Origin of the sequence: Xanthomonas sp. 4461 (genome assembly GCF_024806475.1) — a bacterium.
GTDB classification, from domain to species: Bacteria; Pseudomonadota; Gammaproteobacteria; order Xanthomonadales; family Xanthomonadaceae; genus Xanthomonas; species Xanthomonas arboricola_F.
Genome location: NZ_JANTYV010000001.1, coordinates 628,981 through 650,289, shown reverse-complemented (window position 1 = coordinate 650,289; position 21,309 = coordinate 628,981). Strand labels below are relative to the sequence as shown.

The 21,309-nt window shown below is 66.2% G+C and carries 18 protein-coding genes and 1 other RNA gene; 12 read left to right on the top strand and 7 right to left on the bottom strand.

What is annotated here, in order from left to right:
• Positions 1–9 precede the first annotated feature (9 nt).
• On the bottom strand, positions 10–888 hold the full coding sequence (locus FHY19_RS02640) for a PhzF family phenazine biosynthesis protein (protein ID WP_259161311.1): 879 nt from the start codon (positions 886–888) through the stop codon (positions 10–12).
• A 180-nt stretch (positions 889–1,068) separates the two neighbouring features.
• Here FHY19_RS02640 and FHY19_RS02635 point away from each other — a divergent pair, with 180 nt between their 5' ends.
• From FHY19_RS02635 to FHY19_RS02610, 6 genes are all read left to right on the top strand, one after another.
• Positions 1,069–3,678, top strand: a complete 2,610-nt coding sequence (locus FHY19_RS02635) for a bifunctional aspartate kinase/diaminopimelate decarboxylase (protein ID WP_259161310.1) — start codon at positions 1,069–1,071, stop codon at positions 3,676–3,678.
• On the top strand, positions 3,662–4,126 hold the full coding sequence (locus tag FHY19_RS02630) for a hypothetical protein (protein WP_259151720.1): 465 nt from the start codon (positions 3,662–3,664) through the stop codon (positions 4,124–4,126). Before FHY19_RS02635 ends, FHY19_RS02630 begins: the two co-directional genes overlap by 17 nt.
• Positions 4,123–5,478, top strand: a complete 1,356-nt coding sequence (gene murL, locus FHY19_RS02625; protein ID WP_259161309.1) for a UDP-N-acetyl-alpha-D-muramoyl-L-alanyl-L-glutamate epimerase — start codon at positions 4,123–4,125, stop codon at positions 5,476–5,478. Before FHY19_RS02630 ends, murL begins: the two co-directional genes overlap by 4 nt.
• Entirely contained in the window at positions 5,459–6,868 is a 1,410-nt protein-coding gene (gene murD, locus FHY19_RS02620) for a UDP-N-acetylmuramoyl-L-alanine--D-glutamate ligase (protein WP_259161308.1), read from the top strand. Before murL ends, murD begins: the two co-directional genes overlap by 20 nt.
• Before the next feature lie 77 nt (positions 6,869–6,945).
• Positions 6,946–7,022: non-coding RNA, sX9 sRNA (locus FHY19_RS02615), on the top strand.
• Between the two features lie 159 nt (positions 7,023–7,181).
• Complete coding sequence (locus FHY19_RS02610) at positions 7,182–7,982, top strand: dienelactone hydrolase family protein (protein WP_259161305.1); 801 nt, start codon at positions 7,182–7,184, stop codon at positions 7,980–7,982.
• Positions 7,983–8,179: 197 nt separating this feature from the next.
• On the opposite strand, the gene FHY19_RS02605 is transcribed toward FHY19_RS02610, so the two are convergent.
• Positions 8,180–9,178: a polyprenyl synthetase family protein gene (locus tag FHY19_RS02605; RefSeq protein ID WP_046962709.1), complete on the bottom strand. Its 999-nt coding sequence runs from the start codon at positions 9,176–9,178 to the stop codon at positions 8,180–8,182.
• A 261-nt stretch (positions 9,179–9,439) separates the two neighbouring features.
• Here FHY19_RS02605 and FHY19_RS02600 point away from each other — a divergent pair, with 261 nt between their 5' ends.
• The 5 genes from FHY19_RS02600 (at position 9,440) to FHY19_RS02580 (ending at position 14,960) form a co-directional block, all read left to right on the top strand.
• Positions 9,440–9,979, top strand: a complete 540-nt coding sequence (locus tag FHY19_RS02600) for a single-stranded DNA-binding protein (protein ID WP_259151715.1) — start codon at positions 9,440–9,442, stop codon at positions 9,977–9,979.
• Positions 9,980–10,978: 999 nt separating this feature from the next.
• Positions 10,979–11,881 carry a TIM barrel protein gene (locus tag FHY19_RS02595; RefSeq protein ID WP_259163873.1) on the top strand — a complete coding sequence of 301 codons (903 nt, stop codon included), beginning with the start codon at positions 10,979–10,981 and terminating at the stop codon, positions 11,879–11,881.
• A gap of 30 nt (positions 11,882–11,911) precedes the next feature.
• Positions 11,912–13,597, top strand: a complete 1,686-nt coding sequence (locus tag FHY19_RS02590; protein WP_259161299.1) for a GMC family oxidoreductase — start codon at positions 11,912–11,914, stop codon at positions 13,595–13,597.
• Positions 13,597–14,172 (top strand): gluconate 2-dehydrogenase subunit 3 family protein, encoded by a 576-nt coding sequence (locus FHY19_RS02585; protein ID WP_259161297.1) that lies wholly within the window; start codon positions 13,597–13,599, stop codon positions 14,170–14,172. Before FHY19_RS02590 ends, FHY19_RS02585 begins: the two co-directional genes overlap by 1 nt.
• 44 nt (positions 14,173–14,216) lie before the next feature.
• On the top strand, positions 14,217–14,960 hold the full coding sequence (locus tag FHY19_RS02580; RefSeq protein WP_259161294.1) for a DUF1080 domain-containing protein: 744 nt from the start codon (positions 14,217–14,219) through the stop codon (positions 14,958–14,960).
• A gap of 256 nt (positions 14,961–15,216) precedes the next feature.
• On the opposite strand, the gene FHY19_RS02575 is transcribed toward FHY19_RS02580, so the two are convergent.
• The 5 genes from FHY19_RS02575 to FHY19_RS02555 are packed head-to-tail and all read right to left on the bottom strand — an operon-like array spanning position 15,217 to position 19,839.
• Positions 15,217–15,513 carry a cytochrome c gene (locus tag FHY19_RS02575; protein WP_259161286.1) on the bottom strand — a complete coding sequence of 99 codons (297 nt, stop codon included), beginning with the start codon at positions 15,511–15,513 and terminating at the stop codon, positions 15,217–15,219.
• An 18-nt stretch (positions 15,514–15,531) separates the two neighbouring features.
• Positions 15,532–16,386 carry a sugar phosphate isomerase/epimerase gene (locus FHY19_RS02570; RefSeq protein ID WP_259161285.1) on the bottom strand — a complete coding sequence of 285 codons (855 nt, stop codon included), beginning with the start codon at positions 16,384–16,386 and terminating at the stop codon, positions 15,532–15,534.
• A gap of 19 nt (positions 16,387–16,405) precedes the next feature.
• Positions 16,406–17,530 carry a Gfo/Idh/MocA family oxidoreductase gene (locus FHY19_RS02565; RefSeq protein ID WP_259161284.1) on the bottom strand — a complete coding sequence of 375 codons (1,125 nt, stop codon included), beginning with the start codon at positions 17,528–17,530 and terminating at the stop codon, positions 16,406–16,408.
• Positions 17,531–17,542: 12 nt separating this feature from the next.
• Complete coding sequence (locus FHY19_RS02560; protein ID WP_259161282.1) at positions 17,543–18,760, bottom strand: MFS transporter; 1,218 nt, start codon at positions 18,758–18,760, stop codon at positions 17,543–17,545.
• 26 nt (positions 18,761–18,786) lie between these two features.
• Entirely contained in the window at positions 18,787–19,839 is a 1,053-nt protein-coding gene (locus tag FHY19_RS02555; RefSeq protein WP_259161271.1) for a sugar phosphate isomerase/epimerase family protein, read from the bottom strand.
• Between the two features lie 95 nt (positions 19,840–19,934).
• On the opposite strand from FHY19_RS02555, the gene FHY19_RS02550 reads away from it, so the two are divergent.
• Positions 19,935–20,945: a LacI family DNA-binding transcriptional regulator gene (locus tag FHY19_RS02550; protein ID WP_259161269.1), complete on the top strand. Its 1,011-nt coding sequence runs from the start codon at positions 19,935–19,937 to the stop codon at positions 20,943–20,945.
• Positions 20,946–21,309 lie beyond the last annotated feature (364 nt).

The following is a 21,309-nucleotide window of genomic DNA, read 5'->3' as shown; positions in this document are numbered from 1 at the left end:
CGCGGCAGCTTACCAATCGATGCGGCCGTCGATCACCTGCAGCGTCGTTCCGCCAATCCAGATTTCGCCTGCATCGTCCACTTCCACGTGGATGCGACCATCGCGGCCGACCTCGCGGCCCTGGCTGGCGACATAACGCGCCGCTTCGCCCGGCAGGCGGTTTTCGCCATGCAGGCGCGCGGCGATGCAGGCATTGGCGCTGCCGGTCACCGGGTCTTCGGGAACGCCGTCGCCGGGGCAGAACGCGCGCACCACCAGATCTGCGTCGCCGTCCTGCGCGGTTGCGTAAATGGCCAGCCCGGTGGCGGCGCTGGCCTGGGTCAGGCGGGTGATGGCGGCAAGATCCGGCGCGGCCTGACGCACCGCCGCGGCATCGGCCAGCTCCAGCAGCCACCAGTTCGGGCCGTTGTTCCAGAGCGCTGCCGGCTGCGCTGTCACCCGCAATCCGGCGCAGGCCGCCTGCAATGCGGCCGTGTGGGTGTCGCCGGTTGCGATGACGCGTGCGCGTGGCGCGCGCAGCCGCACCTGCAACGCGCCGTGGCGGTCGAACACGTCCACCGGCAATACGCCGGCCGCGCATTGCTGGTGCAGCCGGCCGTCGGCCTTGTAGCCGGTCAATCCATGGGTTGCCGCGACCCACGCCGCGCCGACGCTGGGGTGGCCGGCAAACGGCAGCTCTGCGCGTGGAGTGAAGATGCGGATGTGATAGTCGGCATCCGGCGCGCTGACGGGCACAAAGAAAATCGTCTCCGACAGGTTCAGCCATGCGGCGATCTGCTGCATCTGCTCGGCCGACAACGCGCCAGCGTCGAACACCACGCCCAGCGGATTGCCGGAGCCGGTGCGGCTGGCGAAGACATCCAGTTGCAGGTAACGGTGCTTGCTCATGCTCGATGCGATCTCGGTGGTGTGAAAAGTGCGGATGGTTGCAGCGCAAACCGTTGCCGCGATGCAAAGCGGCGCTGCGGAGTGCGACCACACGCGGGGTCAGATGCGCGCCATTGGCAGTAGAATCGGAGGTTCCGCCCGGCATCCCGGCTTCTTTCCCCCATCATAAACGCCTACTCCATGTCAGCTCCCCACACTACCGATCGTTGGATCGTCCTCAAGTTCGGCGGCACCTCGGTGTCGCGTCGTCATCGCTGGGACACGATTGGAAAACTGGCGAGCAAACGGGCGAACGAAACCGGCGGCCGCGTGCTGGTGGTGGTGTCCGCGCTCTCGGGCGTGACCAACGAACTGACCGCCATCGCCGATGGCGCTGCCGATAGCGCACAGCGCGTGGCAGCGCTGGAACAACGCCATCGCGACTTTCTGGCCGAGCTCGAGCTCGACGCCGATACGGTTCTCGGCGAGCGGCTGGCAGCACTGCACGCCTTGGTTGCCGATGCGCGCGCTGCCACGCGTACGCTCGATTGGCAGGCCGAGGTGCTGGGGCAGGGCGAATTGCTGTCCTCCACCATCGGTGCGGCGTATCTGCATGCCAGTGGCCTGGACATGGGCTGGCTGGATGCGCGGCAGTGGTTGTCGGCGTTGCCGCCGCAGCCCAATCAGAGCGAATGGTCCAAGCGCCTGTCGGTGTCCTGCCAATGGCAGTCCGATGCCGACTGGCGCGCGCGCTTCGATGCGCAGCCCACGCGGCTGTTGATCACCCAGGGTTTCATTTCGCGGCACGCCGATGGCGGCACCGCGATCCTGGGGCGTGGCGGTTCGGATACCTCGGCGGCGTATTTCGGTGCGTTGCTCGGCGCCAGCCGGGTGGAAATCTGGACCGATGTGCCCGGCATGTTCAGCGCCAACCCGAAGGAAGTGCCGGACGCGCGCCTGCTGACCCGCCTGGACTATTACGAGGCGCAGGAAATCGCCACCACCGGCGCCAAGGTGCTGCACCCGCGCTCGATCAAGCCGTGCCGCGATTCCGGCGTGCCGATGGCGATCCTGGATACCGAGCGCCCCGATCTGCCGGGCACCAGCATCGACGGCAATGCCGAGCCGGTACTTGGCGTCAAGGCGATCAGCCGCCGCAACGGCATCGTGCTGGTGTCGATGGAAGGCATCGGCATGTGGCAGCAGGTGGGCTTTCTGGCCGATGTGTTTACCTTGTTCAAGAAGCACGGCCTGTCGGTGGACCTGATCGGTTCGGCCGAGACCAATGTCACCGTGTCGCTGGATCCGTCGGAGAACCTGGTCAACACCGATGTACTGGCTGCGCTGTCGGCCGACCTGTCGCAGATCTGCAAGGTCAAGATCATCGTGCCTTGCGCGGCGATCACCCTGGTCGGGCGCGGCATGCGCTCGCTGCTGCACAAACTGTCGGACGTATGGGCCACGTTCGGGCAGGAACGCGTGCACATGATTTCGCAGTCGTCCAACGACCTGAACCTGACCTTCGTCATCGACGAAGCCGATGCCGACGGTTTGCTGCCGATCCTGCATGCGGAATTGATCGACAGCGGCGCGATGCCGGTGAGCGAGGGCGAGGTGTTCGGCCCGCGCTGGCGGCAGATCATCGGCTCGGTGCGTCCGCGGCCCACGCCGTGGTGGCATGCCGAGCGCGCGCATCTGCTGACGCTGTCCAAGGCCGGCACGCCGCGCTATGCATATCACCTGCCCACCGTGCGTGCGCGGGCGCACGCACTGGCGCAGATCGCGGCGGTGGATCAGCGTTATTACGCGATCAAGGCCAATGCGCATCCGGCGATCCTGATGGCGCTGGAACAGGCCGGGTTCGGGCTGGAATGCGTCTCCCACGGCGAGTTGCGCCGCGTGTTCGACACCTTGCCGGAGCTGTCGCCGCGCCGGGTGCTGTTTACGCCGAGCTTCGCGCCGAAGGCCGAATACGAAGCCGGGTTCGCGCTGGGCGTGACCGTCACCGTGGACAACGTCGAAGCGTTGCGGCGTTGGCCGGAGGTGTTCCGCGGCCGCAACGTGTGGTTGCGCATCGACCTGGGGCATGGCGATGGGCATCACGAGAAGGTCAATACCGGTGGCAAGGCCTCCAAGTTCGGTCTCTCGTCCACGCGTGTGGATGAGTTCGTTGAAGTGGCGCGCACGTTGGAGGTCACCATCACCGGCGTGCATGCGCACCTGGGCAGTGGCGTGGAGACCGGCGAGCACTGGCGCATGATGTACGACGAACTGGCCGGCTTCGCCCGCCGTATCGGCACGGTGGAAACCATCGATATCGGCGGCGGTCTGCCGATTCCGTACAGCGCCGAGGACGAACCGTTCGATCTTGATGTGTGGGCCAAGGGCCTGGCCGAGGTCAAGGCCGTGCATCCGGGCTATCGGCTGGCGATCGAGCCGGGCCGCTACCTGGTGGCCGAGGCCGGCGTGTTGCTGGCCAGCGTCACCCAGGTGATCGAAAAGGATGGCGTGCAACGCGTCGGACTGGATGCGGGCATGAACACCTTGATCCGCCCGGCGCTGTACGACGCCTGGCACGACATCGAAAACCTCAGCCAGCTCGACGCGCCGGCCGATGGCAGCTTCGATATCGTCGGGCCGATCTGCGAGTCGTCTGACGTGTTCGGCAAGCGCCGCCGCCTGCCGGCTGCCACCGCGCCGGGCGATGTGGTGCTGGTGGCCGACGCGGGCGCGTACGGCTATTCGATGGCCAGTACCTACAACCAACGCGAGCTGCCGCGCGAAGAGGTGATCGATGCGCCCGCTGGCTGAGTTCGTGCTGCTCAGCACCCTGGCCGGCGGCGTGTCGATGGTGTTTTCCACTGTCATCGACATGGCCGGTCAGCGGATGCCGTGGGCCGATAGCCTGAAATGGGCGCTGCCGGCGCTGCTTGCGGCGGGCGCTGGCGCATGGAGCGCCGCGCGTTGGCAGCGTCGGCGCGATACGCGAGCGCCCGCGTCCGCCTGGCACGCTGGTGGCATGGCAGTACGCACGGTGGTGTTGAGTGCGCTCAGCTATCTGCCGGCATTGCTGCTGTATCTGCTGGTTGCATTGGCGGCCACCGGCGATGCGCAGGTGATTGGCTCGCAAGTGATGTTGCTGTTGTTCGTCATCGGCTGCCTGCCGCTGCTGTGGGCTGCGGTGCCGTTTTCCATGATTGAATATGCCCTGTGCCGACGCTACCTGCGTCGGCAACGGGGTCTTGCAGGTAGTCCATGAGCGCTTTCGACAAACACCAGATGTCCACCTTCCGTTTCGTGCGCTGCGCGCTCGACGCGCAGACCGGCGTGGCGACGCTGGTGTATGCCTTCGACCAGGGACCGGAACTGGTGGAAACCGTTGCCGTGCCCGGCGCGCCATTCGTGCTGGACGGCGCGCGTGCCGCCGCCGTGCAACAGGCCTTGCAGTTGCTGCACCTCATCGCGGGCGTGAGTTACTACAAGGCCGCCGTGCCACCGACCATCGCCATCGACAGCTACAGTATCGATGCCGAAACCGCCGCGCTGGTGGAAAGTGTTTATCTGCATGGCCTTGGCGAATTCGCCTACCGCAATGGCTTGAACCTGCACGGCAAGATCAACTTCCCGGTGGCTGCGCAGCCAGCTGCGCAGGCGCCTGTGTTGGGCTTGCGCGAGCATGCGCTGGTGGCCATCGGTGGCGGCAAGGATTCGCTGGTCAGTATCGAAGCGCTGCGACATGCCGGCATCGAGCAGACCGTCAGCTGGATCGGCGGCTCGCAACTTATCCGCGCCTGTGCCGAGCGTACCGGCCTGCCGGTACTCAACATCGGCCGCGTGCTGGCGCCGGAGTTGTTCGAGCTCAATCGCCAGGGTGCGTGGAACGGGCATATCCCGGTCACTGCGGTGAATTCGGCGATTCTGGTGCTGTCGGCGTTGCTGACCGGTGTGGACCAGGTGGTGTTCTCCAACGAGCGCTCGGCCAGCTACGGCAGCCAGATTCCCGGCACCGGCGAGGTCAATCACCAGTGGTCCAAGGGTTGGGCATTCGAGCAGGCGTTTGGTGCGTATGTGCAGCGCCACGTGGCTGACGATCTGCGTTATTACTCGCTGCTGCGGCCGCTGTCGGAGCTGGCGGTGGCACGCCAGTTCGCCAGGACCGACCACTACGACGCGCATTTTTCCAGCTGCAACCGTAACTTCCACATCATGGGCGAGCGCCCGGTGCATCGCTGGTGCGGCGTCTGCCCCAAGTGTCATTTCGTGTTCCTGGCGCTGGCACCGTTCATGCCCAAGACGCGCCTGGTCAAGATCTTCGGGCGGAATCTGCTCGACGATGCCAGCCAGGCCGGCGGCTACGATGCGCTGCTGGAGTTCCAGGACCACAAGCCGTTCGAATGCGTGGGCGAAGGCCGCGAATCGCGTGCGGCGATGGCGGTGCTGGCAACGCGTGCCGAGTGGAAGGAAGACGCGCTGGTGAAGCGTTTCATCCGCGAGATCCAGCCGCAGCTGGATGCGCAGGACCTGCAGGTCGAGCCGTTGATGGCCATCGACGGCGAGCACCGTATCCCGGCGGCGCTGTGGGAGCGTGTGCGTGCGAATTTCGCAGCTTGAGGGCAGGGCGGTTGCATTGTGGGGGTGGGGGCGCGAGGGGCGCGCTGCCTATCGCGCGCTGCGCAGCGCATTGCCCGCGCAACCGCTGACCGTCTTTTGCAACGTCGAAGAAGCGCGCGAGCTGGATGCATTGGCCGATGCTGCGTTACAGGTGGAAACCGAAGCCAGTGCGCAGGCGCTGGGCCGGTTCGAGGTCGTGGTGAAGTCGCCGGGTATCAGTCCGTATCGCGCCGAAGCGCTGACGGCCGCTGCCGCACACGGCACCCAGTTCATCGGCGGTACGGCGCTCTGGTTTGCCGAACACGCGCAGGCCGACGGAAGCGTGTCCGGCGCGATCTGCGTGACCGGGACCAAGGGCAAGAGCACCACCACCGCGTTGCTGGCGCACCTGCTGCGCTGCGCCGGACATCGCACCGCCCTGGTCGGCAACATCGGCCAACCCTTGCTGGAAGTGCTGGCACCGCAACCGCCGCCTGAGTACTGGGCGATCGAGTTGTCCAGCTACCAGACCGGGGAGGTCGGGCGCAGTGGCGCGCGCCCGCAACTGGCGCTGGTGTTGAACCTGTTTCCCGAACACCTGGACTGGCACGGCGACGAGGCGCGCTACGTGCGCGACAAGCTGTCGCTGGTGACCGAAGGCCGGCCGCGGATCGCACTGCTCAATGCTGCCGATCCGCTGTTGCGCGGGCTGCAGCTACCCGACAGCGAGGTGAGCTGGTTCAACCATCCCGACGGCTGGCACCTGCGTGGCGATCTGGTGTATCGCGGCGAGCAGGCCATCTTCGATACCGCCAACGTGCCGCTGCCTGGCGAACATAACCGCCGCAATCTGTGCGCGGTACTGGCTGCAGTAGAGGCGCTGGGCCTGGATGCCGCAGCACTGGCACCGGCCGCATTGAGCTTCCGTCCATTGCCCAATCGCCTGCAGTTGCTCGGCAGCGTGGACGGCATCAGCTACGTCAACGATTCGATCAGCACCACACCGCATGCCTCGCTGGCTGCGCTGGCCTGCTTTGCGCAACGCCGTGTGGCCTTGCTGGTCGGTGGACACGACCGCGGGCTGGATTGGCAGGATTTTGCCGAGCACATGGCGCAGCAGGCACCGCTGGAAATCGTCACGATGGGCGCCAACGGGCCACGCATCCATGCGCTGCTTGCGCCGTTGGCCGAGACCGGTCGCTTCGGCCTGCATGCCGCCACCGACCTGGAGCATGCCATGCAGCTGGCACGCGATGCGCTGGGCGTGCAGGGCGGTGTGGTGCTGCTGTCGCCGGGCGCGCCCAGCTTCGGTGCGTACAGCGATTACGTCGCACGCGGGCGGCATTTCGCCCAACTGGCCGGATTCGATCCGGCGGCGATCAGTGCCATCCCGGGGCTGGGCGTGCAGTAAGGCCTCTGGCTGTCAACAGCAGCTATCAGACGACTGTGCTCACCGCCCAGGCGGGCACGGCCGGTGCTCGGTGCGGCAGGAGCCATGCGTACACGCCGGTGCTGCGCGCACCATCCACACCCAGCTGAAGACTGCTCGCTAATTTCTGTCAGCCGCTTCAAGGCATCGCGCGCCAATCCTGTCAGCAAGGCGGGCGTGCGGCACACCAACGCCGCTCCGGCCGCCGCAGCCACTGCTATGCCGCTTCCGTGCGCCGCGACCAATCCTGCACGCCGGCTGGGCCTACACTCGCGCAAATCCCGGGAGCAAGCGCATGCACAAGCAACGGTCGTGGAGCGGTATGGGTCTGGTCGGCGTGTTGGCCTCGTTGGCATTTCCAGCGATGGCCGCAATGCAGGCCAAGCCACTGGAATGGAAGGTCGGCAAGGACACCTACAGCGGCGTGCTGGTCTATGACGATGCCGGCGACGCCAAGCGCCCCGGCCTGGTGATGGTGCCGAACTGGCGCGGCGTCAACGACTCGGCAGTGAGCAAGGCCAAGCAGCTGGCCGGCGACGACTATGTGGTGCTGGTGGCCGATGTGTACGGCAAGGGCAAGCGTCCGGCCAACGACAGCGAGGCCGGGCAGTTTGCCGGCGCCCTGAAGAAGGACCCGCCGACGCTGCGCGCCCGCGCGCTGAAAGCGGTGGATGTGCTCAAGGCGCAGGCCGGCAAGGCGCCGCTGGATGCATCGCGCATCGGCGCGGTGGGATTCTGCTTCGGCGGCACCACGGTGCTGGAGCTGGTGCGCGCCGGTGCGCAGCTGGCCGGCGTGGTCAGCCTGCATGGCGGTATCGCCACGCCTAGCCCGGCCGCTGCCGGCTCGGCCAAAACGCCGCTGCTGGTGCTCAACGGCGCCGACGACAAGAGCGTGAGCAAGACGGACATCGCCGCCTTCGAAACCGAGATGAATGCCGCAGGCGCCGACTGGCAGTTCGTCAATTTCAGCGGCGCGGTGCACTGCTTTGCCGAAGCCGATGCCAACAGCCCGCCCGGTTGCCTGTACAACCCGCGCGCGGCCAAGCGTGCGTACCGCATGCTGGGCGACTTTTTCGATGAGCGGTTCGGTCAGTAGCAGGGATTGGGGATTCGGGATTCGCAACAGCGCGGTTCCGTCCTTCAATCAATCAATCCCTGGTTGTGCTCAGCGATCTGTGCCTAACAATCGTTCGGCGATCAAGTCTCGGGATTCGTAAGAGCGCGAACAAGGCCGCTTTTGCGAATCCCCAATCTCCAATCCCAAATCCCGTCCGGAGTGCCCGGCGCTCCGGATCAGTGCGTGCGTTCGACCGCGTAGCGCGCCAGGCCGCGTAGCGCGGCAACCGCTGGGCTGGCGGGCAGGGTGTCCAGCGCCTGTTCGGCGGCGGCAGCGTATTCGGCGGCGCGCTGGCGGCTGTAGTCCAGCCCGCCGGTGGCGTGGATGGCGGCCAATACTTCCGGCATCGCGGCTGCATCGCCTTGTTCGACGATCTGCCGCAGGCGCTGCTGCGTGGCCGCGTCCGAATGCGCCATCGCATGGATCAGCGGAAGCGTGGCCTTGCCTTCGGCCAGGTCGTCACCCAGGTTCTTGCCCAGGTCGGTGGCATCTGCGGCGTAATCGAGCACGTCGTCGGCGATCTGAAACGCAAAGCCCAGCTGCATGCCGTAGTCGTAAAGCCGTTGCTGCACATCGGCATCCGCGCCCGAGGCCAATGCACCCAGGCGGGTGCCGGCGGCGAACAGCACGGCGGTCTTGCGCTCGATCACCCGCAGGTAGGCGGCTTCGTCGGTGTCGGGGTTATGCACGTGCAGCAGCTGCAGCACTTCGCCTTCGGCGATGCGGTTGGTGGTGTCGGCCAGGATCTGCATGACTTCCATGCGGTCCAGCTCGACCATCAGCTGGAAGCTGCGCGAATACAGGAAGTCGCCGACCAGCACGCTGGGTGCATTGCCCCATAGCGCATTGGCGGTACTGCGCCCGCGGCGCAGGTCCGACTCGTCCACCACGTCGTCGTGCAGCAGGGTCGAGGTGTGGATGAATTCGATGATCGCCGCCAACTGGTGATGCTCCGGGCCGGAGCCGCCCGCCGCGTGGCCGGCCAGCATCACCAGCATCGGACGCAGGCGTTTGCCGCCGGCGGAGATGATGTGATCGGCGATCTGGTTGATCAGCACGACGTCCGAGGCCAGACGGCGGCGGATCAGTGCATCGACCGCGGCCATGTCGGGCGCGGCGAGGGACTGGATCTGGGGCAGGCCCAGCACGGTGGGGAGGTCTTCGGCGATGGTCATGCGCAGGCGTTCGTGATGAGCGCCGATTATAGGTGTACCGGCAGGATCCGTCCCGCCGGGCGCAACCGCGGCCTTCATATTCGCTGTCGTGCGGCTGCAAAGGCCCGTGCGGGCTGGATTTCCGACCCTGGGCCGGGCGCTTGCCCGGCAGCCGGGCGCGGCAACCTGCCACGACCGTCGGTGGGCAGGTGCGGTAACATTGCCGCACAAACATTCATCGCTGCGCGCCTCCGGCGCCAGCGCATCATTTCGGAAGCAGCTATGGCCCGCGGCATCAACAAAGTCATCCTCGTCGGCAACCTCGGCAACGATCCCGACACCAAGTACACCCAGGCCGGCATGGCGATCACCCGCGTCAGCCTGGCCACCACCAGCATGCGCAAGGATCGCGAAGGCAATAACCAGGAGCGCACCGAGTGGCATCGCGTGGTGTTCTTCGGAAAGCTGGGCGAAATCGCCGGTGAGTACCTGCGCAAGGGCTCGCAGGTGTATGTCGAAGGCGAACTGCGCTACGACAAGTACACCGGTCAGGACGGCGTGGAAAAGTACAGCACCGACATCGTCGCCAACGAGATGCAGATGCTCGGCGGCCGTGGTGAAGGCGGCGGCGGTGGCATGGGCGGCGATCGCCCGCAGCGCGCGCAGGCCCCGCGTCAGCAGGGCGGTGGCGGTGGTGGTGGCCAGGGCGGTTACGGTGGCGGCGGCGGTGGCCAGGACTATGCCCCGCGTCGTCAGCAGCCGGCCCAGCAGCAGTCGGCGCCGCCGATGGACGATTTTGCCGATGACGATATTCCGTTTTAAGCGAATACATTTTTAAAGATGTAAACAAGGGCTCTTGGCGCATTTGCCAAGGGCCTTTTTTTATCCGAGTTGCTGGGTGCTTGCGCCCTTATTGTGTCCAGCGTGAAGAAACCGGACCGGTGGGATAGACATGTCGGCGCGCTCTTGGCGCCCCAGGAAGTGACGATGCATCCTGCTCGCGATCCAAGTCGGCACAGCGATGTTTTCGGCCGGCGCAATTTTCGGTGACGCACTGCGGTGCCGATCTGTCCGGTACCAATGGCTGATGCGACTGTGGTTGCTGGAACACGCATCGGCGATGATCGGTTGCTGATCCGTGTTGCCAAGCGACGAGAGCGAACACCTGCGCGCTCAGGCATCCGACCGCTTGGGTGGGCCGCAAGACTTACGGCAACGGCCGGTTGGCCGGAGTGGGGCCGTGCGTTGGCAAGTTCGACCGCCACAGCCGGCGCCCAAAGACGCTTACGGGTACGTTTACCTGATTCAGTCGGCTACCGTCACTGCAAGATGGGGTCATGCGGATGGGTGCCGAATCGCTCAAGACGATTGCAGTGCGCGAACCCGGGGCCGCGCAGGCTGCTGCATCACTTTGCTTCTGCGCATGCGTAGCAGGACAGACTGTCGCTCCATGCCAGGCTTGCCGTGATGCGAGTCAGGAACGACTGACTGGGTCCTCTGGAATACGCGGATGATCGACAGAGAAACGGGCGCTAGCGCGATGGCAGGCGTGAACGAGTTACCTGCTTGCGTGCGGAGTTGCTGACAAAAGGCCGCGGTCGACATCGCCGAAAAGGGCTGAGATCGTCTGGCCGTCCACCTCCTGCGACGCCCGAGGTTCCATCACCGTGATGCAGCGTCTGGCGCGATAGGGGTTTTGCCCTGCAGCAGGGATTTCGTGCACTGCGTCTTGCAAAACCGCGATTGCCTACTTTATGGTGCAATCGATTGAATTGCGGCGAATGCCTAGCATTTGATACCGGTTGGGAGGCCGGAAAACGGATGTCTATCCAATCGAGCGGGCCGGCGCCGGCCGCGGGGTTCACGCGGCGAGATGCGCTGCGCGTTGCCGTCGCCGGGAGCGTTGGCCTCGGCGTCGTGGGCATGTTGCCTGCGTCTGCCGCTGCCGCTGCCGCGCCGCGCAAGGGCAACCTGAAGCATTCCGTGGCCCGCTGGACGTTTCCGCAGCTGTCGATTGCCCAGCTTTGCCAGACGGTGAAAGGCATTGGGTTCGCCGCCATCGATCTGGTCGGTCCTGCGGATTGGCCGGCGCTAAAGGCCAACGGCGTCTACAGCTCGATGTGCAACGGCGCGGAGATGGGGCTGGACAAGGGTTTCGCCGGCAGGCAGTTCCACGACCAGCTGGTCGAGCGCTACACGCGGTACATCGACCTGGTGGCCGATGCCGGCTATCGCAACCTCATCTGCTTTTCCGGCAATCGCAACGGTATGGACCCCCAGGAGGGCATGGCCCACGCCGAAGCCGGACTCAAGCGCATCCTCGGACACGCCGAGAAGCGCGGCGTCGTGTTGGTGATGGAACTGCTGAACTCCAAGGTCGATCATCCCGACTACCTGTGCGACCACTCGGCATGGGGCGTGGAGCTGTGCCGACGGATCGGCTCGGACCATTTCGGTCTGCTGTACGACATCTACCACATGCAGATCATGGAGGGCGACATCATCGCCACCATCGGCAAGCATCACGCGTTCTTCAAGCATTACCACACCGCAGGCGTGCCTGGCCGGCACGAGATCGGAGACGCTCAGGAACTGCACTATCCCGCCATCTGTCGCGCAATCCGCGATACCGGTTTCGATGGCTATCTGGCGCAGGAATTCATTCCTTCCGCGCCCGATCCCGTCGGCTCGCTGCGCGAGGCGATCCGCCTCTGCGACGTCTGAAACGCTATCCACCAAGGTGAAGTAGAACCCATGGCAGACAATCACTACGACGCCATCGTCGTTGGCTCGGGAATCAGTGGCGGTTGGGCGGCGAAGGAACTGACCGAGAAAGGCCTCAAGGTCCTGATGCTGGAACGCGGACGCAACATCGAGCACGTCAAGGACTACGTCAACGCGATGAAGGAGGTGTGGGATTTCCCGCACTACAACCGGCCGACCCAGGCGATGAAGGCCGACTATCCGGTGTTGAAGCGCGACTACGGCCTGGTCGAGAACCTGCAGGGCATGTGGGCCAACGAAAAGGAATCGCCCTACACCGAGCTCAAGCGATTCGACTGGTACCGCGGCTATCACGTGGGCGGCCGCTCGCTGATGTGGGGACGGCAGAGCTATCGCCTGTCGGACCTGGATTTCCAGGCCAACCTCAAGGACGGTATCGCCACCGATTGGCCGATCCGCTACGCCGACATCGCGCCCTGGTACGACTACGTGGAGAAGTTCGCCGGCATCGCCGGCACGCGCGAGGGCCTGGACGTGTTGCCCGATGGCCAGTTCCTGCCGCCGATCCCGTTGAACATCGTCGAAAAGGACGTGGCCGCGCGGATCAAGAAGGCCTTTGGCGGGACCAGACACCTGATCCACTCGCGTACCGCCAACATCACCCAGCCCATGGTCGAGCAGGGCCGCGTCAACTGCCAGTATCGCAACAAGTGCATCCTGGGCTGTCCTTTCGGCGCCTACTTCTCGACCCAGTCGGCGACGCTGCCGGCGGCGATGAAGACCGGCAACCTGACCTTGCGGCCGTTCTCGATCGTCAAGGAAGTGCTCTACGACAAGGACCGCAAGCGTGCGCGCGGCGTGGAGATCGTCGATGCGGAGAGCGGGCAGACCTATCAGTACACGGCCAAGGTCATTTTCCTCAACGCGTCTTCGTTCAACTCGAGCTGGCTGCTGATGAACTCGGCCACCGATGTCTGGGACGGCGGGCTGGGGTCTTCGTCCGGCGAGCTTGGGCACAACGTGATGGACCATCATTTCGGCGCGGGCGCCTCCGGCCGGGTCGAAGGCTTTGAGGACAAGTACTACTTCGGCCGTCGTCCCTGCGGCTTCTACATTCCGCGGTTCCGTAACGTCGCCGCGGACAGACGCGGCTACCTGCGCGGGTTCGGCTACCAGGGCGGCGCCAGCCGCACCGGGTGGTCGCGCGAGATCGCCGAGCTGAATATCGGCGCCGACCTGAAGGACGCGCTGACGCAACCGGGCGACTGGCGCATCGGCATGACCGGATTCGGCGAAATGCTGCCTCACCACGACAATACGATTCGCCTGGACCCGCAGCGCAAGGACAAATGGGGGCTGCCGGTGCTGGCGATGGATGTGTCCCTGCGCGCGAACGAAAAGGCCATGCGCAAGGACATGGCCGCCGATGCCGCCGAGATGCTGGAGGCCGCCGGCGTCAAGGACGTGCAGATGCACGACGACGACTACGCGCCCGGCAAGGGCATCCACGAAATGGGGACCGCGCGCATGGGCCGCGACCGCAAGAATTCCGTGCTGAACCAGCACAACCAGGTCTGGGACGCGCCGAACGTCTACGTGACCGACGGCGCCTGCATGACCTCCAGCGCCTGCGTCAATCCCTCGCTGACCTACATGGCGCTGACGGCACGCGCGGCGGACCATGCGGTGCGCGAACTGAAAGCGGGGAACCTGTGATGGAACGCCGCGAACTGCTGAAGATGATCGTTGCCGCCACGGGCGCGGCCATGGTCGGCCTGCCTGCGCTCGTCCATGCACAGGTGCCGACCGCGGGGGCAAGGACGCTGTTCTCCGCCGCCGATGTCGGCACGCTGGACGAGATCGCCGACACCATCCTGCCGCGGACCGCAACGCCGGGGGCAAAGGACGCCGGCGCCGGCCCGTTCATGGCGCAATTCGTCACCGACTGCTACACCGCCAAGCAGCAGGCGGCGTTCCGCGCCGGCCTGGCCGACATCGACAAACGCGCCGGCGGCCGCTTCGTGTCGCTGGCGCCGCAGGCACGCACCGAGCTGCTGCGCGCGCTGGATGCAGAAGCCAGGAAGCACGCCGTCAGAACGACCGATACCGGCACCGCCGAACTGGCCGAAGCGATGCCGCATTACTTCACGATGATCAAGCAGCTGGCCATCTTCAGCTTCTTCAGCTCAAAGGTCGCCGCGACCGAAGTGCTGCGCTACGTCGCCGTGCCGGGCCGCTACGACGGCGACCTGGCCTACGCCCCCGGTACGCCCGCCTGGGCGACCAACTGACGGACCGCGAGGATTCGCCCATGCGCCACTTTCCCGGGAACACGATGACCAGACCCCTGCTGATGGTGGCCGGCCTGCTGGCCGCAGCGCCTGCGTTCGCGCAGGCCAGCGGCGACCCCGCGCGCGATCCGACCAAGACCGAGGTGTGGGCGCCCGTCCCCGCGATCGTGGCCACGCCGCCGGGCGGCGCGCCCTCCGACGCGATCTTGCTGTTCGATGGCAAGGATCTCTCGGCCTGGGAGTCGGAGCAGGGCGGACGAGTGCCATGGAGCGTCGCCGACGGCGCGCTGACCGTGGTCCCGGGCAGCAAGGGCATCCGGACCAGGCAGCGCTTCTGCGACATCCAGCTGCATGTCGAGTGGCGCACGCCTGCCGCGACCCGGGGGTTCGAAGGCCAGCAGCGGGGAAACAGCGGCATCTTCCTGCAGGAACTGTATGAGCTCCAGGTGCTCGACAGCTACGACAATCCGACCTATGCCAACGGCCAGGCCGGCGCGATCTACAAGCAGGCCATTCCGCTGGTGAATGCGTCGCGTGCGCCGGGCCAGTGGCAGACCTACGACATCATCTGGAAGGCGCCGCGCTTCTCCCAGGGGGGCGGGCTCACTTCACCTGCCCGCATCACCGTCCTGCACAACGGCGTGCTGGTGCAGGACGACACCGTCCTGTCGGGCAAGACCGAGTACATCGGCGCGCCGTCGTACGCGCCGCATGGGTGCGCGCCGATCTTGCTGCAGGAGCACGATTCCAAGGTCAGCTATCGCAACATCTGGGTGCGCGCGCTGTAGCGCCGGCGCAACGCTGCCGCCGGCATCTCAGGGCGTGCCATCAAGCCCCGAGCAGATCGCGCCGCTCTTGCGCGTGCACGCAGGCAAGAAGCGCGCGCATGTGTGGCGGATGCGGCTGGGGTGATGGCGTAGCGCCAGGCGCGCAAGCGCTGACCGGCGGATTGGGCTCGTCGGGCCGCCAGCCGGCGCCGCGCGGCTTGGCCTGACTGGCAATCCGACAAACCCAACGCGACCTCTCGGGCATCGGTGGCACGCCCTATTGCGTCAGAAAGCTTGCGATGTTGTCGACATCCTCTTGCGACAGCTGAGGGAAGGGCGGCATCAACCCGCCGCCCTTGACGATCTTCTCCTTGATCTGCGCGGGTTGCAGCCGCTTGCCCACGTCGGTTAGCGCAGGAAACGTGGGCGGGACGCCCGCGCGAGTCGCGCCGTGGCAGGCCGTGCAGTGCGTTGCGTAGAGCTGCGCGCCGGCCGTCGGATCGTCCTTGGACCATGCCGTGGCCGCAAGCGTCGTTCCGAGCAAGGCCACGGCCATTGTCAGGATCGGTTTCAAGCGGGGCTCCTTTGCGCGCTAGCGATGGGTGCCGGCGGGCAGGTGTTCACGCAGGTAATCGGCACCGATCTGGATGACCGTGGCCGGATCGCGCGGACGGTCGTGCTCGATGATGTACCAGCGCACGCCGGCACCCGCTGCGGCAGGCAGGATCGCGTTCCAGTCCAGCACGCCCCGGCCGACGGCGGCGAATCCGCCCTCGTCCTCGGCCTGGCCTTTCGGGGCATTGTCCTTGGCGTGTACCGCGAACATGCGGCCCTTGAACTTGCCCAGCATCACCGCCGGGTCGTAGCCGGCGCGCGCAACCCATGCCAGGTCCAACTCTGTCTTGAGATCGGGTCCGGCCGCTGCGAACAGCAGCTCCAGGCCGGTCTTGCCATCGAAGTCGACCAGTTCGAAGTCGTGGTTGTGGTAGGCCAGCTGCATACCCTTGGCCCGCACCCGCTTGGCGATCTGGCCCAGTTCCTGGCCCAATGCGGTCCAGCCTGCGGCATCGGTCGGCCGATCCTTCTCGTCCAGGTAGGGCACTACCAGTGTCGTGTTGCCGATCGACCGGTTGAAGGCGACCGCGCCGTCCAGGTCCTTGCGCAGATCGGCCAGTTGCACGTGCGAGGAGATCGCCTTGATCGAATACCTGTCCAGCAGCTGCTTGAGTTCCGCAGCGCTGACGTTCTGCGTGCCGACCGTTTCCACCGCGCCCACGCCCGCGTCGTGGACGATCTTCAGCTGTTGGTCGAGCGAGCCGGCGTTGCGCAGCGAGTACATCTGCACCGCGATGGGGTGTTTCGGGCCGGCGGCGTCACGTGCGAAGGCGGGCAGGGCGACGAGCAGCAGCAGGGCGAGGGTCGCGGTCCTGCGTGTAGGCATATGCATCAGGAAGTCCTCCCGGGATTCAATCGATGGATGTCCAGGCACGCGACCTGGCCGATGTGATGACGCGATCGACGATCAGCGCCGAGCGCACCCCGTCTTCGAAGGTCGGCAGGCCGTCCGGCCGCTCGCCTTCGATGGCGCGATAGGTGTCGGCGACGAACGCCTCGAAGCAATCGCCGTAGCCTTGCGCGTGCCCGGCCGGCAATGTGGATAGCCGGCGTTGTTCGGCACTGCCGGCACCCGGCCCGCGCACGAAGATTTCCTCGCGCTGGTCGGGCAGGCCGATCCACAGCCGTTCGGCATCCTCTTGGTCGAACGCCACGCTGGCCCTGGCGCCGTCGATCTCGAACCAGAGGCGATTGCGGCGCCCCGCCGAGACCTGGCTGACCGTCAATGACGCCAGCGTGCCCGCGCCGGTTCTGAACATCGCTGCGGCCACGTCCTCGCTCGCTACCGCCTGCATCGCGCCGCCCGCCGTCGGCGTGCTGAAGCTCTGCCCGGTGAGGGCGCCGCGCTCGGCGATCACGGTCGCGAAGGCAGCGCTGACCTCGACAAAACGCTCACCGCCAACCCATTCCACCAGGTCGCACCAGTGCGAGCCGATGTCGGCGAACACGCGCGATGCGCCGCCCAGCGCCGGGTCCACGCGCCAGTTGTTGCTGGCGGGATCCAGCAGCCAATCCTGCAGATAGCTGCCGTGTATCAAGCGCAGCGGCCCCAGGTCGCCCTGCGCGATGCGTGCGCGCGCTTCGCGTACCACCGGGTGATAGCGGTAGACGAAGGGCACTGTGGCAACCAGCCCGGTCGCGGCGGCCAGTGCCGCCACTGCCTGGGCGTCCTGCAATGTGGTGGCCAGGGGTTTCTCGCAGATCACGTGCTTGCCGGCTTGCAGCGCCACCTGCGCCATGGCGCGGTGCAGATGATTGGGTGTGCAGACGTGCACCACCTGCACCTGCGGATCGGCGACCACCTCTTCGATGTCGCGATAGGCGTGCGGCACATTCCAGGACTGCGCAACCTCGCGTGCGCGTTGCGGGGATGAGGCGGCGATGCCGCGGACCTGCGCACCGGCCAGCAGCGCCGCGCGACGATGCACGGCGCCGATCATGCCCGTGCCGACGATGGCGATTCCAAGCTTGCTCATCGGGTGGGGTTCTCAGCGTGTGGAGGGGATGGCCGCGGCGACCGGCCGGTCGCGGAACAGCAGCAGGAAGGCGACCAGCACGACCAGCGCCACGCCTGCCGGGAACAGCCAGATCTGCTGCCAGTCCGGGCCCGCCGCCGTGGTGTAGTGCTCGACCACCGCACCGGACAGGAACGTGCCGATCAGCATGCCCACGCCGTAGGTGGCAAGGGTGATGAAGCCCTGCGCGCTGCTGCGCGCGGCGGGGCCGGCATGCGCATCGGTGTAGATCTGGCCGGTGACGAAGAAGAAGTCGTAGCAGATGCCATGCAGCACGATGCCGATCACCAGCAAGGAAAAACCGCCGCCCGCATCGCCAAAGGCGAACATCGCGTAGCGCAGCACCCACGCCGCCATGCCCAGCGCCAGCATCATCTTGACCCCCAGCCGCACGAACAGGAACGGCATGGCCAGCATCAACAGCACTTCGGACACCTGGCCCAGCGATTGCAGGCCGGCCGCGCCGCGCACGCCCAGATCGTTGAGATACGGGTTGGTGAAGTTGTAGTAGAACGCCAGCGGGATGCAGATGGCGATCGAGGCCAGGAAGAACACCAGATAGGAGCGCGACTTCAGCAGCCGCAGCGAGTCCAGTCCCAGCATCTGTCCCAGCCCGGCGTCGCGCTGTTGCGCCAGCGGCGGGGTGTGCGGCAGGGTGAAGGCATACAGGCCCAGGGCGAGCGATGCCAGCGCCGCCATCCGGAACGTCAGCTCGAGCCGGTGTGCCTGTTCCCAGCCCAGCCAGCCGATCAGCACGCCCGCCACGATCCAGCCGACGCTGCCGGCCACCCGCACGGGCGGGAACTGTTTTTCAGGCGCTTGCATGTGCCGCATCGCCACGCTGTTGACCAGTGCCAGCGTCGGCATGAACAGCAGCATGTACAGCATGACGCAGGCGGAGAACATGCCGAAGCTCGTCGCCGTGGACGCCAGCCACAGGAGCACCGCGCCGGCGAGGTGCAGCACCGCGAGAATGCGCTGCGCGGCGAAGTAGCGGTCCGCGACCAGGCCGACCAGGAACGGCGCCACGATGGCGCCGATGGACTGGCTGAGGAAGGCCGTCGCCACCTGGCTCGCGCTGGCCTGCAGGGGGCCCTGCACCAGGTAGGTGCCCAGGGTCACGAACCATGCTCCCCAGATGAAGAACTGCAGAAACATCATCGCGCCCAAGCGCGACATGGTGTGCCTCATGGCTTGCCCTCCCAGGCGGTATTGGCTCAGATCCCCAGCATGCGGCGCAGCGATGGCGGATCGGCGCCGCTGTCGGCGAAGTCGTCGAAGGCGCGTTCGGTCACGCGGATGATGTGGTCGCGGATGAACGCGGCACCCTCGCGTGCGCCGTCTTCCGGATGCTTCAGGCAGCACTCCCACTCCAGCACCGCCCAGCCCGGGAAATCGTATTGCGCGAACTTCGAGAAGATCGCCTTGAAGTCGATCTGGCCGTCGCCGAGCGAACGGAACCGCCCCGGACGATCGATCCAGTCCTGGTAGCCGCCGTAGACGCCGCTGTGCGCACTGGCGCGATACTCCGCGTCCTTGACATGGAAGATGCCGATGCGCGCGTGATACCGGTCGATGAAGCCCAGGTAGTCCATCTGCTGCAGCAGCAGGTGGCTGGGGTCGTACAGGATCTTGGCGCGTGGATGGTGGTCCACCACATCTAGAAAGCGCTCGAAGGTCGCGCCGTCGTGCAGGTCCTCGCCTGGGTGGATCTCGAAGCACAGGTCCACGCCGCAGGCGTCGAAGGCATCCAGGATCGGGCGCCAGCGGCGGCCGAGTTCTGCGAAGGCTTCGTCCACCAGCCCCGGCGGGCGTTGCGGCCAAGGGTAGAAGTAGGGCCAGGCCAGCGCGCCGGAGAACGTGGCATGTGCCGTCAGCCCCAGGCGCTGGCTGGCCCTGGCCGCCAACAGCAGTTGTTCAACTGCCCAGGCCTGGCGGGCGGCGGGATCGCCGCGCTTGTCCGACGGTGCGAATCCGTCGAACAACTGATCGTAGGCGGGGTGGACGGCAACCAGCTGCCCCTGCAAGTGGGTCGACAACTCGGTGACCTGCAGGCCGTACCCGGCCAACATGCCGGCGACGTCGTCGCAGTACGCCTGGCTCTGCGCAGCCTGGGCCAGATCGAACAGGTGGGGCGCGCTGGTCGGCACTTGTACGCCAGAATAGCCCAGCCCTGCAGCCCAACCGGCCAGTGTGTCCAAGCGATTGAAGGGAGGTGTGTCGGCGATGAACTGTGCCAGGAACAGCGCCGGACCCTTGAGCGTCTTCAACGTGATTCGCCCTCATGCAATCGATTGAATCATCCTAGCATGGGCCACCCGCAAGACCCGTTGTGCGCTGCACAGCGGAAAGAAGAACCGAGCTCATGGCAACAACCATCTACGACATCGCAAAGCACGTCGGCGTCACCGCCGGCACGGTGTCGCGGGCGCTTTCCCGGCCGGAAAAGGTCTTGCCGGCTACGCGCACGCGCATCGAGCAGGCCGCCGCCGCGCTGGGCTATGTCCCTAACACGGTGGCCAGGACGCTCAAGACCCAGCGCAGCGGCAAGCTCCTGGTCACCGTTCCGGACATCGCCAATCCCTTCTTCGCCCAGATCCTGCAGGGTGCGGAGGACGCGGCGCAGGCCGTCGGCTACGCCGTCCTGCTAGGCGATACCCAACACCAGCCCGATCGCGAGGAGCGCTACGCACAGATGCTCCGACGTAACGAGGCAGACGGCCTGATCGTGCTGGGGCACGGCCTTCCGCCGACGGCGCGTGAGATCGTCAAGCAGCTGGGCGCCGCCGCGCCGGTGGTCAACGGCTGCGAGTTCGACCCGGCGCTGGGCATCCCCAGCGTCCACATCGACAACGCGGCCGCCGCGCGCGCCATGATGGAACACCTGTATGGACTGGGGCACGAGCGCGTCGCCGTAGTGGGCGGCCCGCCCGACAATCCGCTGCACCAGCAGCGACTGGAAGGGGCCCGGGCCTCCGGCAAGGCACGCGGCCGTCTGCGCAACCTGACCGTCGTGCCGGGCGACTTCTCCGTAGAATCCGGCCATGCGGCTGCGATGGCGCTATTGGCGCGTACGCCCGCGCCGACCGCGATCTTCTGCTTCAGCGATCAAATGGCGTTGGGCGCCCTGGCCGCCTGCCGGGACCTGGGCATCCGCGTGCCGGATGCGCTGTCCATTGTCGGCTTCGACGACCTGGCGTCGTCGAGTTACCTCACGCCGCCATTGACGACCATTCGGCAACCCATGCGGGAGATCGGTGTCCGCGCGGTCAACCTGCTGCTCGCCATCATCGAAAGGGTGGACGTGCCGCTTCAACAGACGCTGGATTTCAGTTTGATGTTGCGTGGATCCACTGCTGCCCCCAAGGGTAGGTGACCGCAGGCGTGGGGCAACCGCGACCGTTGGCGCAGATCCCGCAAGCGCCCCGGATTCCATCCGCCTTCTTGACCGACTTCCTGCAGTCGGTTGACATCGCTGCCGGCGGTTGTTTGCGCCCCCTCGGGGTCAAACCATTCCAGGCCACGTACTCGGGTATCCGGTAGATGTGCACAGCCGTTCTGATCATCAGCAACGTTGAAACAGATCAACCCCGCTAACGCTTCGCGCCTGCTGGGGGTTTTTATATGCAGGCCGTGGCGGCCTGATGTGCGGGCGCGCGCTTCCAGCTGCAGAGACTGTCGACGCTGGACGTCGACGGTCGGGTTTGCCCAGGCAGCGGCGCCGAGACGCTGCAGATGCG

What these genes read in the sequence shown, in the direction of transcription:
- murL (WP_259161309.1), top strand. Translation starts at nt 4,123, where the DNA reads ATGAGCGCTTTCGACAAACACCAGATGTCCACCTTCCGTTTCGTGCGC.
- FHY19_RS02640 (WP_259161311.1), bottom strand. Translation starts at nt 888, where the DNA reads ATGAGCAAGCACCGTTACCTGCAACTGGATGTCTTCGCCAGCCGCACC.
- FHY19_RS02605 (WP_046962709.1), bottom strand. Translation starts at nt 9,178, where the DNA reads ATGACCATCGCCGAAGACCTCCCCACCGTGCTGGGCCTGCCCCAGATC.
- FHY19_RS02580 (WP_259161294.1), top strand. Translation starts at nt 14,217, where the DNA reads ATGACCAGACCCCTGCTGATGGTGGCCGGCCTGCTGGCCGCAGCGCCT.
- FHY19_RS02570 (WP_259161285.1), bottom strand. Translation starts at nt 16,386, where the DNA reads ATGCATATGCCTACACGCAGGACCGCGACCCTCGCCCTGCTGCTGCTC.
- FHY19_RS02595 (WP_259163873.1), top strand. Translation starts at nt 10,979, where the DNA reads ATGTCTATCCAATCGAGCGGGCCGGCGCCGGCCGCGGGGTTCACGCGG.
- FHY19_RS02630 (WP_259151720.1), top strand. Translation starts at nt 3,662, where the DNA reads ATGCGCCCGCTGGCTGAGTTCGTGCTGCTCAGCACCCTGGCCGGCGGC.
- FHY19_RS02590 (WP_259161299.1), top strand. Translation starts at nt 11,912, where the DNA reads ATGGCAGACAATCACTACGACGCCATCGTCGTTGGCTCGGGAATCAGT.
- FHY19_RS02600 (WP_259151715.1), top strand. Translation starts at nt 9,440, where the DNA reads ATGGCCCGCGGCATCAACAAAGTCATCCTCGTCGGCAACCTCGGCAAC.
- FHY19_RS02610 (WP_259161305.1), top strand. Translation starts at nt 7,182, where the DNA reads ATGCACAAGCAACGGTCGTGGAGCGGTATGGGTCTGGTCGGCGTGTTG.
- FHY19_RS02560 (WP_259161282.1), bottom strand. Translation starts at nt 18,760, where the DNA reads ATGAGGCACACCATGTCGCGCTTGGGCGCGATGATGTTTCTGCAGTTC.
- FHY19_RS02565 (WP_259161284.1), bottom strand. Translation starts at nt 17,530, where the DNA reads ATGAGCAAGCTTGGAATCGCCATCGTCGGCACGGGCATGATCGGCGCC.
- FHY19_RS02635 (WP_259161310.1), top strand. Translation starts at nt 1,069, where the DNA reads ATGTCAGCTCCCCACACTACCGATCGTTGGATCGTCCTCAAGTTCGGC.
- FHY19_RS02550 (WP_259161269.1), top strand. Translation starts at nt 19,935, where the DNA reads ATGGCAACAACCATCTACGACATCGCAAAGCACGTCGGCGTCACCGCC.
- FHY19_RS02585 (WP_259161297.1), top strand. Translation starts at nt 13,597, where the DNA reads ATGGAACGCCGCGAACTGCTGAAGATGATCGTTGCCGCCACGGGCGCG.